The sequence below is a fragment of the Rhodospirillales bacterium genome, from assembly GCA_020638175.1.
Lineage (GTDB): Bacteria > Pseudomonadota > Alphaproteobacteria > Micavibrionales > Micavibrionaceae > JACKJA01.
Map to the genome: position 1 here is coordinate 391,350 of JACKJA010000002.1, position 15,958 is coordinate 407,307.

Sequence of the window (15,958 nt, forward strand, 5' to 3'; positions counted from 1 at the left end):
CATAAGAATAAGATTTGGGTCCCATAATCATGAAACAGACCACCGCCACCCTGAAAAAATATCTGGCTGCCATGCCTGAGTGCCACGTTCTGGTTATCGGTGATATTATGCTGGACCGGTTCGTTTACGGTAATGTCGAACGCATTTCCCCGGAAAGCCCGGTGCCAGTTTTATCCATTAAACAGGAGACAATGACTCTGGGCGGCGCGGGGAATGCTCTCTCCAACCTAGCAAGTCTGGGGATCAAACCCCACATTATCGCGGCTATCGGAAACGACGATACAGGAAGAAAAATCGCCTCTCTCGTCTCTGAAAAACGCGCCGATGCCGATATGCTCGTTATGTGCGATGACCGTCCGACATCCATCAAAACGCGCTTTATCGCCGCGCACCAACAGCTTTTACGCACAGATGCTGAAGACATTCGCTCGATTCAGCCAGCGACCGAAGCCGCCATTCTGGCCAAAGCGGCAGAGATCATCCCGGCGGTGCATGCTATTATAATGTCTGATTACGGCAAGGGTTTGCTGACGGACACTATTATAAAGCAAGTCATGGCTCTGGCAAACGAACGCGGCATCCCGGTATTGGTCGACCCCAAAGGCACGGATTACAGCCGCTACCGCGGCGCAGCCGTCGTCACCCCGAACCGCAAGGAATTGTCAGAAGCAACAAACAAGGCACCGACAAAAACCGATGAAGAAATCACGGAAGCTGGACGCACGCTTTTGCAAACATCAGGCATAAAGGCCGTACTGGCCACGCGCTCGGAAGACGGCATGACACTTTTATCCGCCGATACGCCGGACAAGCCCGTCCACCTGAGCACGGAAGCACTGGAAGTTTTCGATGTTTCCGGGGCGGGGGATACAGTCATCGCTACGGTCGCCGCCTCTCTGGCAGCCGGAGCCACACTCGAAGAAGCCACTATCCTCGCCAACAAAGCCGGCGGCATTGTCGTCGCAAAAACCGGCACAGCCGCCATACGGGCGGAAGAGCTCTTGAAACGGCTGGACGAAGATGCCGCCGAAAACAAAGCCGACGCAAACCGTCGGGCCCTCATTCTTGACCGGGAACATGCGCTTGAACAAGTCATTCGCTGGAAAGCGCAGGGGTTAAAAGTCGGATTCACAAATGGCTGCTTCGATATTTTGCATTACGGCCACGTCACGTACCTGAACGACGCGCGCGATAAATGCGACCGCCTGATTATGGGGCTGAATACGGACGACTCGATCAAACGTCTGAAAGGCCCTGACCGCCCGGTCAACGACCAGGACGCCCGCGCCAACGTCATCGGCGCTTTGGGGTCCATTGATCTGGTCGTCTTGTTCGGCGACCAGCCCGAGGAAGATGACAAAGCCTCACGCCTGATCGAATTTCTGCAGCCCGACATCTATTTCAAAGGCGGCGATTACACCGTCGACCAGATCCCCGAAGCTCCGATCGTGCAGGCCTATGGCGGGGAAGTCATGGTCATGCCGGTCTATGAAGGGCACAGTACAACCGGCACAATTGAAAAGATGAAACAAAATGGCTGATTTTAAAAAAGATTTTCTTGTTTTCGGCGGTGGCATTGCCGGGCTTTGGGTATTCCACACCCTGAAACAAAAGGGGTATGATGTAGCCCTGATTGAACCGGATGCACTGGGCGGGACACAAACCCTCGGCTCACAAGGCATGATCCACGGGGGACAGAAATATACCCTGACCGGCCATATCGGTGATGTCGCCAATAACGTCGCCAAAATGCCGGCTTTATGGGATGAGTGCCGCCGGGGAACCGGGCCGATTGATTTAACCGGCGTCGAAACACTGGCCGATGCACAAATCATGTGGCCCGATCACAAATTGTTGGCCGGGGCCACGGCCTTCGCCGCCGCCAAAGCCGTAAACGGCGAGACACAGCATTTGCCCCCGGAAGCGCTTCCGGCTGTTTTACAGGAACATGGTGTAAAAACCGGCTATGAACTGGCCGAATCCGTTATGGATGTCAAATCGGTTGTGCGGGCACTGGCCGATCCTTTCTCTGATTCAATTTACAAGGCCCGCCTGATTGATCTGGCGATAAAAGACGGCGCGATTGACCATGCGATTCTGGAAGGAAAAGAGGGACGGACCGTCACGATAAGCGCGCAAAAATATATCTTTACCGCCGGCAGCGGCAATGAAGAAGCCGCCCGGATGCTGGGTGTTCCCGAACAAATCACCCAGCGCCGTCCCCTGCGGCAAGTCATGGCCAAAGGCCTGCCGCATGCGCTCTTCGGCCATTGCATAACCAGCAACCCGAAACCGCGGGCAACAATTACATCCTATCCGGCAAATGACGGCACCTATATCTGGTACATGGGAGGCAACATTGCCGAAAAAGGAGCGGGCATGACAAACGACGAAGCAATTTCCTTCGCCGATTCCGAGATGCGCGACCTGTTCCCGAAAATAAACTGGGATGCGGTCACATGGAGCAGTTGGGAGGTCGACCGGGCCGAAGCCTATGACAAAAGCGGCCACCTGCCCCCCGGCCCTCAGTTCCGCGAAGAAAAAAATGCCGTTCTTGTCTGGCCGACCAAGATGACCTTTGCCCCGGCCCTCGGCATAAAAATAGACCGCATCATCGCGCGCGACGGCTTGGCACCGTCATCGGTAAACAACAATGCCCTGCCGTTCGATCCGCCGCCCATGGGCCTGTACCCCTGGGAGAACGCAGAATGGAAAAAAGCATGAGGGGCGCCCCTGAAACGCCCTTGTTCCCGGTCCCCCACCGCCCTTTTGCCAAGACCGGGAAAACCGTATCAATCCTCGGTCTCGGCACCGTCAAATTCGGCCGCAACCAGAGTGTAAAATATCCCGGCGGCGCAGGCTTTACCCTGCCATCTGATGCCGAAATAGAAGAAATCCTCGATCTATGCCGGGCGCATAATCTGAATTTTCTCGATACCGCCCCGGCCTATGGCACATCCGAAGAAAGACTGGGAAAACTTCTCGGGAACCGGCGCGATGATTTCTTCCTGATGACAAAAACAGGCGAAGAGTTTGAAAACGGCCAGTCGGAATACATCTTCACACGCGACCATACGCAAAAAAGCATCGAGCGCAGTTTAAAGCGTCTCAAAACCGACCGGTTGGACTGCGTTCTGGTTCATTCAAGCCGCGATGACGTTGCCGTGATGCGCGATACGCCGGTTTTGGAAGTTCTGGAGCAATACAAACAAAAGGGCGATATCCTGAGCTATGGCGTGTCTACCTATACTATAGAAGGCGGGAAAATGGCTGCCGACCTGACCGATGCTGTTATGGTTGCCTATAATCCCGCTTACCGCGATGAACTGCCCGTAATTGAATATGCCGCCAAGAAAGGAAAGGCTGTTCTGATTAAAAAAGGGTTGGCCTCCGGGCATCTCGATCAGGTTGGAAGCCCGGCAGACGCCCTGCGCCACATCACAAACATCCCCGGCGTCACCAGCCTGATATTCGGCAGCCTCAACCCCGTGAATATCCTGAATAATATCAAAGCGCTGGAAACAGCATAATTTGCATGAATTGGGTCTGTACGCGCAGGCAAAGACTTGATAGCATGTTACCAGAATTATGACCGTTCACGTTCGGAGTTATCATCATGTTATCCGCTTCTAAATCAAGCTTGTCCTTTGCTTTGGCCGTGGGGGCCGTTCTTGTCTTGGCCGGCTGCGCCGCCGAAGACCGTCCGGGTTACCTCAAAACCCTGCCCAAGGGCTATTGCTACAACCTCGAAAATTGTAAAGACAGCGGCTCTCTCAGCAAAGACTACAAAAAGAGCATGGCGGAAGACGATATGAATGCCGCCGCAAATGAAAATGCGGGCACCATGGATAATGATGCCGGCTACGAAGGCATGTACGGCGATATGGCTGTGAAAAAACTCTCCCCGGAAGAACTGGCCCGGCTGCTTGCCGAACGCGCCCTATGGACCCGCGCGGCCCGTGAACTTTCCACGGAAATGGACACAGGGTTCTCGGCTCTGGTTGATGGTGCTTACCTCCAGCCAACCGATCTGAATAATGACCGGGAAAAAGATTTCGGACACGTTCTGCGCAAAACATTGACAGAAAAGGGATACGCCATTCCGGTTCAACCGGAAAAAGACGGCTATACGCTACGCTACCGTCTGATAAGCAACGATCCCGGTGTAAACAGCTCCTTCAACGTTAACCTGACTTTGCTGAGTGGCGACGTTGTCCTGCACGAAACCTCTGATAATTACGAGCTTGAAGATCTGGAAGGCTACATGCCTAAAAACAGCGCTGCACCATCCGGATTGACACGCCCGGCCGATGAATCGTCTGTCGGTGGCCCGACCCCGCTTTACTAAAATAAAAGGAAACCGCCATGTTTCGGAAACGTCTGTTCTCACTCGTTCTTCCGCTGGCGGTTTTCATGGCCTTGCCCGGCTGCACGGCCAGCTTTATGGATAGCGGGTTTTCCGCCGAAAAAGTCGACATCACGGCGACGAACTACGCCGCCGCCGATATGCTGATCCAGCAATCAAAAAGCTTCGTAACGCCAGAAACGCCGCTGCAAATCGGCGTCTTGAGCGATATCAACGATCCGAACCGCATGACGGCGCTCGGCCGCATCGTCACCGGTCAGATCGGCGCCCGCTTTGTCCAGCTCGGCTATAACGTCACAGCCGCTTCGTTTGACGGCGCAATCATGCCGGGTATGCCAACCGACATGGCGGGGGACATGGTGTCTCCGACAATGGGTGGCGCACAACAGCAAGGCAGTCCGGCCACCATCACCGGCCACTACGCCCATGGCCGCAAATCTGTCCTGATTAACCTGAGAATACTGGAAACCGGAACGCGCCGGGTTCTGGCGGCCTACGATTACAGCCTGCCACTAAACGATGATCTGGAAGAACTCATGGAAACCCCGGCGATGGTCTCACCGGGCACAGGATATCGGTAATCAGTCCTGCCGATAAGGCAAAGCTGGCCGCAAAGCAACGTCTTCCGTAACGCCATATTTCTGCAAGATGCGCTCGATAGCGCCTTCATAAATAAGTTCTTGTGTCGCCGTATTCAGCATATTCACCAGCTCCTGTTCACCCTTGGCCACAGACAGGTTATTGGGAATAACTTTCACGGGCGGCCCCGGAATCCGGCGAATTTTTCCCGGCTGCTTCTGCATGAATTCTTTGGCGCTCATTTCATCGTAAAAAGCAACGTCAACCTTGCCGTAAACAAGTTGCATCAACAGCTCGGAAAGCGGCACGCTGCCAGGCAGGGACACTTCCTTGCTGTTGGGATAGGCCTCGGCGCGGTATGTTTCGCTTTGCTCGCCAACCATTGTGCCAAACCGCACATCGGGCGTGTTAATCAGGGAACGGTCCTCGTCGAAACGCGTATCGCCCTCTCTTGCATACAGATAAATCGGATTGAAATAAAGCGGCGTTGTGTATTCGGCCACCTTGCCGCGCTGGGCATTCGGCCAGCCACCCGAACATTCAACATCATATTTCCCGGCTGCCATGTCCTCAAGATACGTCGCAAGACTCAGCTCCAGAGTCCATTCAACCTCCATCCCCAGACGCGCCGCCAGCAAATTCATATAATCGTAATAGACGCCGGAAAAGGCGCCCGTATTCGGATCTTTCATCAAGACCGGCTGCCATACCGCATAGCCACACCGGATTTTCCCGGTGCGCATCACGCGCTCATACACGGACTCTTTTTGCTTGGAAACGACCGTCCCACCCCCGGCATTTTTGGGAACGGTCACCTGAACCGTCAGAAAACTGGCAACAACCGCAACAATAACTGTCAGCAATACAACAGAAAACGGTTTCATGACGCCTCGTTTTTACTGGTTCATGGACTGGAAGAAATCATCGTTGTTTTTGGTTTCTTTCATCTTGCCCAGCAGGAATTCGACGGCATCGACCGTCCCCATCGGGTTAAGAATACGGCGCAGCACCCACATTTTCTGGAGCACATCTTTGTTGACCAGAAGCTCTTCTTTCCGCGTTCCGGATTTCTGGATATCAATGGCCGGGAAGACCCGTTTGTCGGAAATTTTCCGATCAAGAACGATTTCAGAGTTACCGGTTCCCTTGAATTCTTCAAAGATCACCTCATCCATCCGGCTGCCGGTATCAATCAGGGCCGTGGCGATAATGGTCAGCGATCCGCCTTGCTCGATATTCCGGGCCGCCCCGAAGAAACGTTTCGGACGTTGCAGCGCGTTGGCGTCCACACCCCCGGTCAGAACCTTACCGGAACTGGGAACAACCGTATTATAGGCCCGCGCCAGACGAGTAATCGAGTCGAGCAGCACAACAACGTCGCGCTTGTGCTCAACCAGGCGCTTGGCTTTCTCCATAACCATTTCCGCCACCTGGACGTGACGGGCGGCAGGTTCGTCAAAGGTCGAGGAAATCACTTCCCCGCGCACGCTGCGCGCCATATCGGTCACTTCCTCCGGCCGCTCGTCAATCAGCAGCACAATCAGGTAAGCCTCCGGATGATTTGCTTCGATTGAGTGCGCAATTTCCTGCAGCATCACGGTCTTACCGGTCCGCGGCGGCGCCACGATCAAAGCCCGCTGGCCAAAACCAAGCGGCGAAGTCATTTCAATCACACGCTGAACATTGCATTTTCTGGTCGGATCGTCAATCTCCAGCTTAATCTTGCGATCCGGGTAAAGCGGCGTCAGGTTATCAAAGTTAATGCGGTGACGGATTTTCTCCGGCGGCTCGCCATTGATCGTCCCAACGCGTAGCAATGCGAAATAACGCTCGTTATCCTTCGGCGCGCGAATTTCACCCTCAACAATATCCCCGGTCCGCAGCCCAAAACGACGCACTTGCGACGGCGACACATAAATGTCATCCGGCCCCGGCAGGTAATTTTCTTCCGGAGAGCGCAAGAAACCGAACCCGTCCTGCAAAACCTCCAGCACCCCGGTCCCGGCAATCGGCACATCCTGCGTTGCCAGTTCCTTGAGGATGGCAAACATCATGTCCTGCTTGCGCATGGCGTTACAGTTTTCAATGCCCAGTTCTTCGGCAAAAGCCAAAAGCTCTGCGGGGGAGCGGTTTTTTAATTCCTGGAGATTCATGGGGAGGTCTCTCGATTATACGGTCAATGGAGGGTTTATAAATGTGGAGTTGTAATCAAATATCTCTAATGTTTGAAAATTTGTCTCGTTACCAAATCGCAAAACAAAGGATTTTTTAATCCCGTTTTCGCGCGGATTTCTCCGCTTTTCACCAAAAAACTCTAAATTTTTAAGGGAGTTTCTTATTACTAGACCCTTGTTTTATAGCCATCCCTTTGAAACAAGTCAAACATTTTATTGACAATAGGGGCTGCCCCCTATAGTTAGACATAATATTATTAACGGCTTCATAAAAAGATAAAAATGTCAGAACAAGAAGAAGAGACTATTGAATATCTAGGAAACGAGGAATTCGGCGGAAACATTTTCTACTGTGGCGACACATTAAATACGCAGGACCAAAACCGCTTTTTTGAAATTTTGCGTCATGCGCCGGCAATGGCCATGATAGCAACATCCGTCTCAGAAATATTGCTTACCAATTACTTTACACCGAAAGAATCGAAGAATAGCATTCCCTTTGGAATTGTCATACACGATCACATAACCGAAACACAACCAAGAAAGTCCCTTGAAATTGTCCTGAGCAGCGATGGTAATCCTGAGTCAGAAAAGATCGTAACAGCTTTCATAAGCGACATATATACTTTTGTAACAAAAGAAACCATGTCTGATATTGATCACGAAACACATACGATCGCAGCGACATCCGAAAAAGAACTGTGGCGGCTTCTCTCGCGATTTGTCTCCATGGAAAGGGAGATGTGGGAACGGACAACACAAGGAAGAAGAGCTAAACCGGACGATCCTTCAATAATCGAACCATGGGCCTTCGCAGCAATGCCGGAAATTCCGTTCAATGATCTGGATTCTTTTGCCAAAGAATGCCAAAGAATAGCTTTTGATGATTTGTGCAGCTACCGTCCGGAAATAATAGCAACAATTATCGAACAACAAGAACGCAAAAGAACCTTGCGGGAAAACCCCGAAGCAAAGATGGCATCGCCGCCGCCAATGAACCACGCCTTCCGCTGGCACTGACACCTAAAACGGCTCGACCACCGCCATCACAACAATGATAATCATCAGCACCGTCGGCGCTTCGTTCCACCAGCGGTAAAATTTCTCGGAATGCGTATTCTCATCGCGGGCGAATTGCTTGCGCCAGACCATCAGAAAATGATGAAACACCGTCATCAATACGACACACAAAAGCTTCACGTGCATCCACGGCTGCTCCAGAAGAACCGGGTTGGCCCACAACATCAACCCGCCAAACAACCACGCCGCAATCGCCGCCGGGCTCATGATATAGCGCAGCAATTTAAACTCCATAACCTTGAAGGTTTCAGATTTGTCAGAGCCTTTTTCTGCCGTAACGTGATAAACAAACAGCCGTGGCAAATAAAACAGCCCCGCCATCCATGCCATCACGGCAATCAGGTGCAGCGCCTTAAGGGTCATATAATGATCGAGAAAAAAAGTGGCCATGGTCACTCCCCTTTCCTGTACGGTCTTTGCAAACGCAGATACGTCCGCCCCTCGGGATCATACTTGTTCAGAACCTTGTCGATAAAACCGTGATCGTGCATTTCCTCGATCGCAACATCGAGCATCTTGCCCAGATCGTATTCCCCCTTCGGATATACGAACCCGTGGGAAAAAACCCGGATTGGGTCATAAGCCGCGAGGTTTTTCAGCTTCCCCGGATTGTTTTTCAAATAATGATCGGCCACCAGAAGGTTAATAAACGCCACATCGGCCTTTTTGGTTTCGACATTAACCAGCATCTGGGACAGATCGGTTAATTGCGGCATAGACAGCGTTTGCGCTTCGGGAAATTCCTCGGCAGCAATAAACTGGGACATCTCGCCATCAATCACGCTGATCTTGGTCGCAGGATCATTGATTTTCGCTGTGTAATCATCGAACCTTGTATCATCAGCCCGGACAAACACACCCGTCTCGCTGAAAAATAGCGGCGTGGTATAATTCACAAACTTGGCTTGCTGCGTATAACGGTACAGGGAAAAACACACGGCATCATACCGCCCGGTTTTCAAACCCTCCGCCAGCGTCTGAAAATTAACCTCTTCCGCCCAGTCAATCTTCAGATCCAGCCGCCGCCCGATCTCGGTCATTATATCGTACGATAGCCCGCTAAATTCACCGGTATTGACGTCCTTGATCATCTCCGGCGGCAACAAAATATAGCCGCAGCGGATCGTGCCGGTGCGCATGACACGCTCATAGGTGGATTCTTTTTCGCCTGACGCCGCAAAAGCGGGAAAAGCGAGAAGCATTAGGAAAAAAGATAAAATCAAATTTTTCAAGGCGTGCCTCCTGCGGGCATTGTGTTCATATATGGCTTAGCCGGCGGAAAAACCGCGCCGGGATATTCTTCATATTTCTTCAACAAGCGATCAATATAACCGCCGTTTATCATCTGTTTGAAAACAGTATTGAGCATCACTTCAAACTGGTGATCGCCCTGCGGGATAGCGATCGTCGACCCGAATACCCGTACAGGCTGGGCCTGCGCCACGTTCTTGATCGTCCCGGGGTTGGCCTCCATAAAGCGGTAACCATCCCGAAACGCCAGAAACGCAACGTCCGCCTTACCGGATGAAACCTCCATCAAATTCTGTGCGACATCCGTCAGGTTCGGCAAACTGATAACCTGCGCTTGCGGAAAGTCTTGACGCGCCACAGTATTTGCTATCATCCCGTCCGATGAAGAAATCCTGACTTCCGGATTATTAACGGCCATAATATTATCATCAAATCGGTCATCATCCGCACGGACATACATACCGACCGGCATGTAATATAGGGGTTCACTAAAGCCAATATAGCCAAGCTTGCCCTCGAACGGGTTTTCCCAATAACCAAAACAAATTGCATCATACCGACCGGCTTTCAGGCCAGGATTCATCGTCGCAAAACCGACCTCTTCTGCCCAATCGATCTTAAGGTCTAGCATCCGGGCAGCCTCTTCCATAACATCATAAATAATACCGAACATCTCCCCTGTATTGGGGTCTTTTATGACGTGCGGCGGCAAAACGACGTAGCCGCAGCGAATTACGCCGGTGCGCATCACGCGCTCATAGGTCGACTCTTTTTCCTGATCCGCCGCTTGTACGGGTAAGGCTATAAACAAGACCAACAAAGCCAAAATAAACGGTTTCATGACGCCTCTCCCTTCATTTTCCGGCAGCCGCATTGTGCGAATTTTTCTGGGCAGGCGCAACCACCTTTCGCCTTGCCCGTCACCAGATCGGCTAACCCTTCAATAAACGCCGCATGCGTCCCCACGGTCGGCACCCGGGCAAAGGCCGGAACGCCAATCTCCCGCGCCAACTCCCGGTATTCAATCTCAATTTCCACCAACGTCTCTACGTGTTCTTGCGTAAAGGCCACCGGATAGATTAAAACCGGAACGCTATCATCGGCGGCCTTCTGCAAAGCCTCTTCCGTGCTCGGTCCGATCCATTTTTTAGGACCAACCCGGCTTTGGTAACAAAGCGACCAATCTAAATTTTCGATCCCCAGATATCCGGCAATCGCCGCCGCACTCTGCTCGCATTGCCATTGATAGGGATCACCCTTCTTCACAACGCTTTCGGGAAGACCATGCGCAGAAAACAGCAATCGCGGTTTTTGTCCAGTGCTTTCAAAGATCTGCTCATAAGCTGTCTTGATAAGATCCGCCGAAGCGGTAATAAATCCGGCATTAAGGGGATAGCAGCCAATCCGGTTTGCCGGGATTGTCAGCCCTGCCTTTGCCGCTGCCCGGTCCCAATCCTCCAGCGATGATTTAACTGTCGCCGTTGAAAATTGCGGATAGAGAGGCAACAAAATAATTTTATCCGGGCTATAGGCTTTGACTTTTTCCGCGACCTCATCAGCCAGCGGATGCCAGTACCGCATACAGATAAAAACTTTGTAATCATCACCTAGCTTTTCTTCCAGCAACGCTGCCTGCATCTGGGTGTTTTCCAGCAGCGGTGAACGATGCCCCAGATACCCGTAATTCTCCAAAGCAACGCCGCCGCCGCGCTTGGCCGATATATAACGGGCCAGCGTCCAGCGGATCGGCAGGGGCGCCGGGATAATGTTCTTGTCCATAAAAAAATTGAACAAGAACGGCTTAATGGCCTCTTTCCGATCCGGTCCGCCAAGATTGAATAAAACAACGGCTGTCTTGCTCATAGCGAACGACCCTTGATGATTTTTGACAGGACCTCGACATGCGTAACCGGCGTATCCTTGATGACGCCGTGCCCAAGGTTAAAAACAAACGGTCCACCGGACAGCGCGTCCAGAATCTCTTTGGCCCATGTCTCCATCGCCGCGCCGCCCGTCAGCAAACACACAGGATCAAGATTGCCCTGAACCGGACATATTTTCTGCAGAGCTACCGCTTGCTCCAAAGGCACCATCTGGTCAAGCCCCAGCGCATCAACCCCGGTTTCACGGACATAGGCCTCATACATCAACCCGGCGCCGCGCGGAAACCCGATGATCGGAACATGCGGATATTTTACCTTTAACGCCGTAACAATCCGATTTGCCGGTTCGATACACCAGCGCCGAAACTGAACTTCATCCAGAACGCCCGCCCAGCTATCAAACAACTGCAACGCTTCGGCCCCGGCTTCAATCTGCCGCGACAAATAATGGATCGTAGCTTCCGTTACCAGATCAATCAGTTTTTGAAAACCCGCCGGATTCCGGTATGCCCAGCCTTTCACATGCAAATATTCCTTGCTGCCGCGCCCTTCGACCATGTAAGTCGCAATCGTCCACGGCGCCCCAGCAAACCCGATCAGGGCCGTTTGATCGAACCCTTCACTTTTCAAACTTTCCCGAATTTTTGAAACCGCCTCGTAAACCGGATTTAACGTTTCATCAATCCCGTCGAGACTCAAAGCACTTAAGCCACCCTCATCACGAATAGGCGGTAACTGCGGGCCTTCCCCGGCCGTAAACGTTAAATCCTGCCCCAGCGCATGTGGCACCACCAAAATATCGGAAAACAAAATCGCAGCATCCATCCCAAAACGCCGCAAAGGTTGAAGCGTCACTTCGCAGGCAAAATCCGGATTATATGCCATATCCAGAAAACCGCCGGCTTTGGCTCGCAATTCCCTGTACTCAGGCAAATACCGGCCCGCTTGTCGCATCAGCCAAAAAGGAGTTCGATCCGGCTGATTTCCTGCCAGAGCTTGTAAAAACGGTTTGGTCATTTCACTTTTCATGACAGGCATAAAAGCAGATCATTCGTCCTAACAAAATAAAAAAGAATCTTTTTAAATAGGTTTTAGTAGATAGTAGGTCCTGTGAGTCATGGGGATTAAAAATTACCCCCGCATTTACCCCCACAAAGACTTGGCGAACATTCATTGCAATGCTTTCGATTCGGAATGATTCGTCCCCGAAAGCAAACTTTCCCCAAAACAGCTTTCCCCACAGGGAACGACTCATTCTTTTTAAAAAGAGCGGAATCGGGATAACTCCTCCTCAAAAGATTCACCCAGATTTTACCCCCACATATACACAGCGATACCGGGATAAAAATCATCCAAAAAACCGAATCGCTTCCAGCCATAGCCTATGGTATTTTTAAAGAAGGGGCTAATAGGGAAAGGTGCAAATCGCAATATGTTCGTAAAACTCGGTGAAGAAGAAAACACAGCTATTCTGGAAGAAATCAACCCGTTGCTGGAGGGAAGCCCGTTCGATCCCGTTACGGCCACGATCCTGGCACAGGACGTGTCCTTTTATCCCGGATACCGTTTTTTGGATATCAATGATTACGAAACAGTGCCGCACAAACGAAAGTTTGCCTTATATAAGCCCGGAAATGCCGTTGCTTTGAACTGGACCAACGAGCCGGTTTATATGCTGAATGAAAAAGCACCCTTGCAACTGAACGCCGATAACGTGGCGGCCTATGTCCGGTTTTTCTTTACCTATGTCCGGGGCCACCATGGCCGGTTCGTCATCATCGAAACCGCCGATGAAATTGCCTGGCGCGAGGATCCGCCGCCCGCTGCCCGCCGGGCCGTTAGTGAAATGATTTGTCCCATGACAGTGACAGACCATGACAGTGACGGGACGTATCACCTGATTGCCTGCATGATATTCAAAGACTCCCTGTTCAAAAGTCAGGTTCATGTCACGGCCGGGGGGCTGGTCAGCTTGTCCGATGAAAGTCTATTGATAGAAGACATGCCGGTTCTAGATGACACATTCGGGCAATAGCGCCGAAAACCCGCCAAATATTAGGACTCTGTTAAGTTCCTCTTAAACCCCCGTTAACCCTTGCAATTTTTTTTGCAAAAAAACGCTTTTTCTTTGTTTTTGGCAAGAAAGCGTTAATAAAGTTCATCCCATAATGAACCCTATGAGCGCGCTGCAACGGCGCGTGAAAGTTACGTCTTTAAAGAAGTGGTTAGGGTTCGATGAGCAAGACGCCGGAAGATTTTTTTGAATGGGAAGCCAGTGCGGTCAGAATGCCGCGCGTATCCTATACGCTAAATAATGACCAGCCTGTGCGCTGTACCATCATCGGTGACCAACCGCTTTTCTATATGGATTATGAAAGCGATCTCGAAGATGATTTTGACGATCTGTTCGAAATCGACATGATTGAAAAAAGCTTGATGTCCCTGCAGGAAAAAGTAACGACTTGCGGGACAGCTTACAAAGATCATTTCCTGTCGGAACAGGAAAAGGGATTGTTGTTTTCCGCGAGCGCGGCTGCCGTAACAAGCCCGCCTTCCCCGGACTGGCAGATAGAAAGCGATCTTTCCACTCTGCGTTCCATCATGGAAAAGAGCCGGATGGCCAAGGCCTTTCTTGATTTTGCCGCTGAGGAATCCATTATAATTATTGCCGGCGTACAGGTTGATACCGCTTTTTACGATCGGCAAGCTTCAACAATCTTTGTTAATGGCTCTCTGGACATTGCCGATCAGGTTTTATTGACCGTGCGTGAATTGCGCCGGGCATGGCAGCACCGCCACGGCGCTTTGTTGCATGCCCTGACATTCCACCCGGATCAGGCAATTCTGGTCAACAGGGCACAAATTGCCGATCTTCACGTTATGATGGTTCGCGTGGCCTGGGAACTGCAACTGGCCGGGGAAAATTTGCCGTGGCAGCGGATCGAGACATCTTCTTTGTCTGATCTGGGCCGGGCGTTTGCACGCGAGGCACACATGGACTTCCGGACGCTGAACAACGGGGAGGCATCCAGCGCCGTTTTCGAAAGCTGGTTCCTGTCTGATCGTTGCTCTCACGAGGATCGCAACCTGATCCAGAACATGTTGTCCGATTACCGCGGCTATGTTTTCGACAATAGCGAAGCGTCCCGTCAGGTTACCGCCGGGCTGATTTTAGCGCTGGGCAGCGCACCCTACGGCAAAAATTACCTGGCCCCCTATGTCCATTTGATCCTGGAAGATGCTCTTTTCACCGAGGTGCGTGATCGCTCTAACGCCAATTTCCTTTGGTTTATCAAGTTTGAGCGCTCTTTCACAGAAGCGGAACGGGAATTGCAAAAGACTGAAATCGTCCACAGTCATGAACTTTCTCATGACGACCCCCATAATAAAAAAGAATGGATTGGCGACGATGAAAAAGAACAAACAGTCATTGCCCTGCCCGGCATCAAATCCACTGCCCGGATTTGCGAAGGTGCGCCGGCAGAAACAAGCGCAACAATCATCCCTTTCCGTCGTCGCGGAAGCGAAGGGTGAGAAAGCGTATGGCATGAAAACGGATTACATCAGCAAGAAGAGCCAGTATAAAAAGCTGACCCGTCCGGCTGATCCGTTTCTTACGTGCGATTTGACCAATATCGTTCCCGAAGAATACATGATTTTGCCGCTCGCGGATTTTTACGTGGCCGAAAACGAGGCTGTTGATCTGTCCGCGCGGGTTCCGGCTTTTCAGAATGAATCCGATATTTTTCACTGGTTTGCCCGGTTGCTGACCCAAAGCCCGGCCGCCGCCGCTTTATTGGCGGAGGCCAGTACGCAAGACTGGCATGTCGGTCTGGCGGCGCTGGGGAACAATGGTTATCACCTCGACATTCCGGGCCGGAAGATATTGCTCGATTGCTATGATATGACCCCGGTGGGGCTGGCGCGCTCGGCTTACTTTCGCAATAATTTGTTGTTCATGTTCGTAAAGGCGCTGCGCGATGTCTGGCACGAAACGCGCTGGAGCGATTTTGAATCCCATTACCGTCCCGAAGATATTTTGATGCTCGAACGCGTGCGGGCCGCCGATTGCGATACGGTTGCCCTTCTGGCGGGCTGGGAGCTGCGCGGCGCCGGTTACGGCGACCTGTGGCGGCACTTGATTGGCACCGAAGAAGGGGACATGGCGTTGGTCTTTACCAAATATCTGGAGCGCGATCCTTCCGCCTTGTTTGACGGATCGGCGTTGGCCTATGCATTCCGGCAATGGTTTGCCGACGAATCCCGGGTTGATGGCTGCGATCACGACGTTCTTGAAACGCTGGACGAAATTATGCAGGCCGCGGAAACGCGCAACCCGTTTGGCAAAAACCGCCTGTCGGTCGCTTGTATCGAGGCGCTCTCAACCTTGCCCGATGGTGTGCGCTATCTGGCGGGGCTGGGTGAAACAATCAGCCGGGACCCTTTCTTTGCCGGTCTGCACGATCCGATTAACCAGTCCCATTTCCTGCAGATAATCTATGATCTGGAAGTTGTCATGGTCGGGAACGTTCCCTTTCAGGACCGGGCGCTGGCTAACAAAATTTTCCCGCAAGAAGACATTCATACTATCTGGCGCTAAAGCAATCTTCTTTCCTTGAATCCGG

16 protein-coding genes are annotated in these 15,958 nt (G+C 51.8%); 9 read left to right on the forward strand and 7 right to left on the reverse strand.

Annotation, left to right across the window (positions count from 1 at the left end; translation table 11 throughout):
- Positions 1 to 71 precede the first annotated feature (71 nt).
- The 5 genes from rfaE1 to H6868_01905 all read left to right on the forward strand — a co-directional run bounded on the left by rfaE1 (position 72) and on the right by H6868_01905 (position 4,947).
- Positions 72 to 1,541, forward strand: coding sequence for a D-glycero-beta-D-manno-heptose-7-phosphate kinase (gene rfaE1, locus H6868_01885; protein ID MCB9988065.1), 1,470 nt, complete (start codon positions 72 to 74; stop codon positions 1,539 to 1,541).
- Complete coding sequence (locus H6868_01890) at positions 1,534 to 2,724, forward strand: FAD-dependent oxidoreductase (protein MCB9988066.1); 1,191 nt, start codon at positions 1,534 to 1,536, stop codon at positions 2,722 to 2,724. The genes rfaE1 and H6868_01890 overlap by 8 nt, the downstream gene beginning before the upstream one ends.
- The gene (locus tag H6868_01895; protein MCB9988067.1) at positions 2,721 to 3,530 is read left to right on the forward strand and encodes an aldo/keto reductase; all 810 of its coding nucleotides are present in this window, start codon (positions 2,721 to 2,723) and stop codon (positions 3,528 to 3,530) included. The genes H6868_01890 and H6868_01895 overlap by 4 nt, the downstream gene beginning before the upstream one ends.
- Before the next feature lie 86 nt (positions 3,531 to 3,616).
- Positions 3,617 to 4,348 (forward strand): hypothetical protein, encoded by a 732-nt coding sequence (locus H6868_01900; protein ID MCB9988068.1) that lies wholly within the window; start codon positions 3,617 to 3,619, stop codon positions 4,346 to 4,348.
- Positions 4,349 to 4,365: 17 nt separating this feature from the next.
- Positions 4,366 to 4,947 carry a hypothetical protein gene (locus H6868_01905; protein ID MCB9988069.1) on the forward strand — a complete coding sequence of 194 codons (582 nt, stop codon included), beginning with the start codon at positions 4,366 to 4,368 and terminating at the stop codon, positions 4,945 to 4,947.
- Here the strand turns inward: H6868_01905 and H6868_01910 are convergent, their stop codons facing one another.
- Positions 4,948 to 5,829, reverse strand: a complete 882-nt coding sequence (locus H6868_01910; GenBank protein MCB9988070.1) for a transporter substrate-binding domain-containing protein — start codon at positions 5,827 to 5,829, stop codon at positions 4,948 to 4,950.
- Positions 5,830 to 5,841: 12 nt separating this feature from the next.
- Positions 5,842 to 7,098 carry a transcription termination factor Rho gene (gene rho / locus H6868_01915; protein MCB9988071.1) on the reverse strand — a complete coding sequence of 419 codons (1,257 nt, stop codon included), beginning with the start codon at positions 7,096 to 7,098 and terminating at the stop codon, positions 5,842 to 5,844.
- A gap of 303 nt (positions 7,099 to 7,401) precedes the next feature.
- On the opposite strand from rho, the gene H6868_01920 reads away from it, so the two are divergent.
- Positions 7,402 to 8,139 carry a hypothetical protein gene (locus H6868_01920; protein ID MCB9988072.1) on the forward strand — a complete coding sequence of 246 codons (738 nt, stop codon included), beginning with the start codon at positions 7,402 to 7,404 and terminating at the stop codon, positions 8,137 to 8,139.
- A gap of 3 nt (positions 8,140 to 8,142) precedes the next feature.
- Here the strand turns inward: H6868_01920 and hemJ are convergent, their stop codons facing one another.
- The 5 genes from hemJ to H6868_01945 are packed head-to-tail and all read right to left on the reverse strand — an operon-like array spanning position 8,143 to position 12,362.
- Complete coding sequence (hemJ, locus tag H6868_01925) at positions 8,143 to 8,589, reverse strand: protoporphyrinogen oxidase HemJ (protein MCB9988073.1); 447 nt, start codon at positions 8,587 to 8,589, stop codon at positions 8,143 to 8,145.
- A gap of 2 nt (positions 8,590 to 8,591) precedes the next feature.
- Positions 8,592 to 9,431: a transporter substrate-binding domain-containing protein gene (locus H6868_01930; protein MCB9988074.1), complete on the reverse strand. Its 840-nt coding sequence runs from the start codon at positions 9,429 to 9,431 to the stop codon at positions 8,592 to 8,594.
- A complete protein-coding gene (locus tag H6868_01935; GenBank protein MCB9988075.1) occupies positions 9,428 to 10,291 on the reverse strand; it encodes a transporter substrate-binding domain-containing protein in 864 nt (287 codons plus the stop codon). The genes H6868_01930 and H6868_01935 overlap by 4 nt, the downstream gene beginning before the upstream one ends.
- Positions 10,288 to 11,313 carry a ferrochelatase gene (gene hemH / locus H6868_01940; GenBank protein ID MCB9988076.1) on the reverse strand — a complete coding sequence of 342 codons (1,026 nt, stop codon included), beginning with the start codon at positions 11,311 to 11,313 and terminating at the stop codon, positions 10,288 to 10,290. The genes H6868_01935 and hemH overlap by 4 nt, the downstream gene beginning before the upstream one ends.
- Positions 11,310 to 12,362, reverse strand: coding sequence for a uroporphyrinogen decarboxylase (locus H6868_01945; GenBank protein MCB9988077.1), 1,053 nt, complete (start codon positions 12,360 to 12,362; stop codon positions 11,310 to 11,312). Before H6868_01945 ends, hemH begins: the two co-directional genes overlap by 4 nt.
- Before the next feature lie 403 nt (positions 12,363 to 12,765).
- Between H6868_01945 and H6868_01950 the strand changes: the two genes are divergently transcribed.
- The 3 genes from H6868_01950 (at position 12,766) to H6868_01960 (ending at position 15,933) form a co-directional block, all read left to right on the forward strand.
- A complete protein-coding gene (locus tag H6868_01950) occupies positions 12,766 to 13,368 on the forward strand; it encodes a hypothetical protein (protein MCB9988078.1) in 603 nt (200 codons plus the stop codon).
- Positions 13,369 to 13,568: 200 nt separating this feature from the next.
- A complete protein-coding gene (locus H6868_01955) occupies positions 13,569 to 14,867 on the forward strand; it encodes a hypothetical protein (GenBank protein MCB9988079.1) in 1,299 nt (432 codons plus the stop codon).
- A gap of 13 nt (positions 14,868 to 14,880) precedes the next feature.
- Positions 14,881 to 15,933, forward strand: a complete 1,053-nt coding sequence (locus H6868_01960; protein MCB9988080.1) for a hypothetical protein — start codon at positions 14,881 to 14,883, stop codon at positions 15,931 to 15,933.
- Positions 15,934 to 15,958 lie beyond the last annotated feature (25 nt).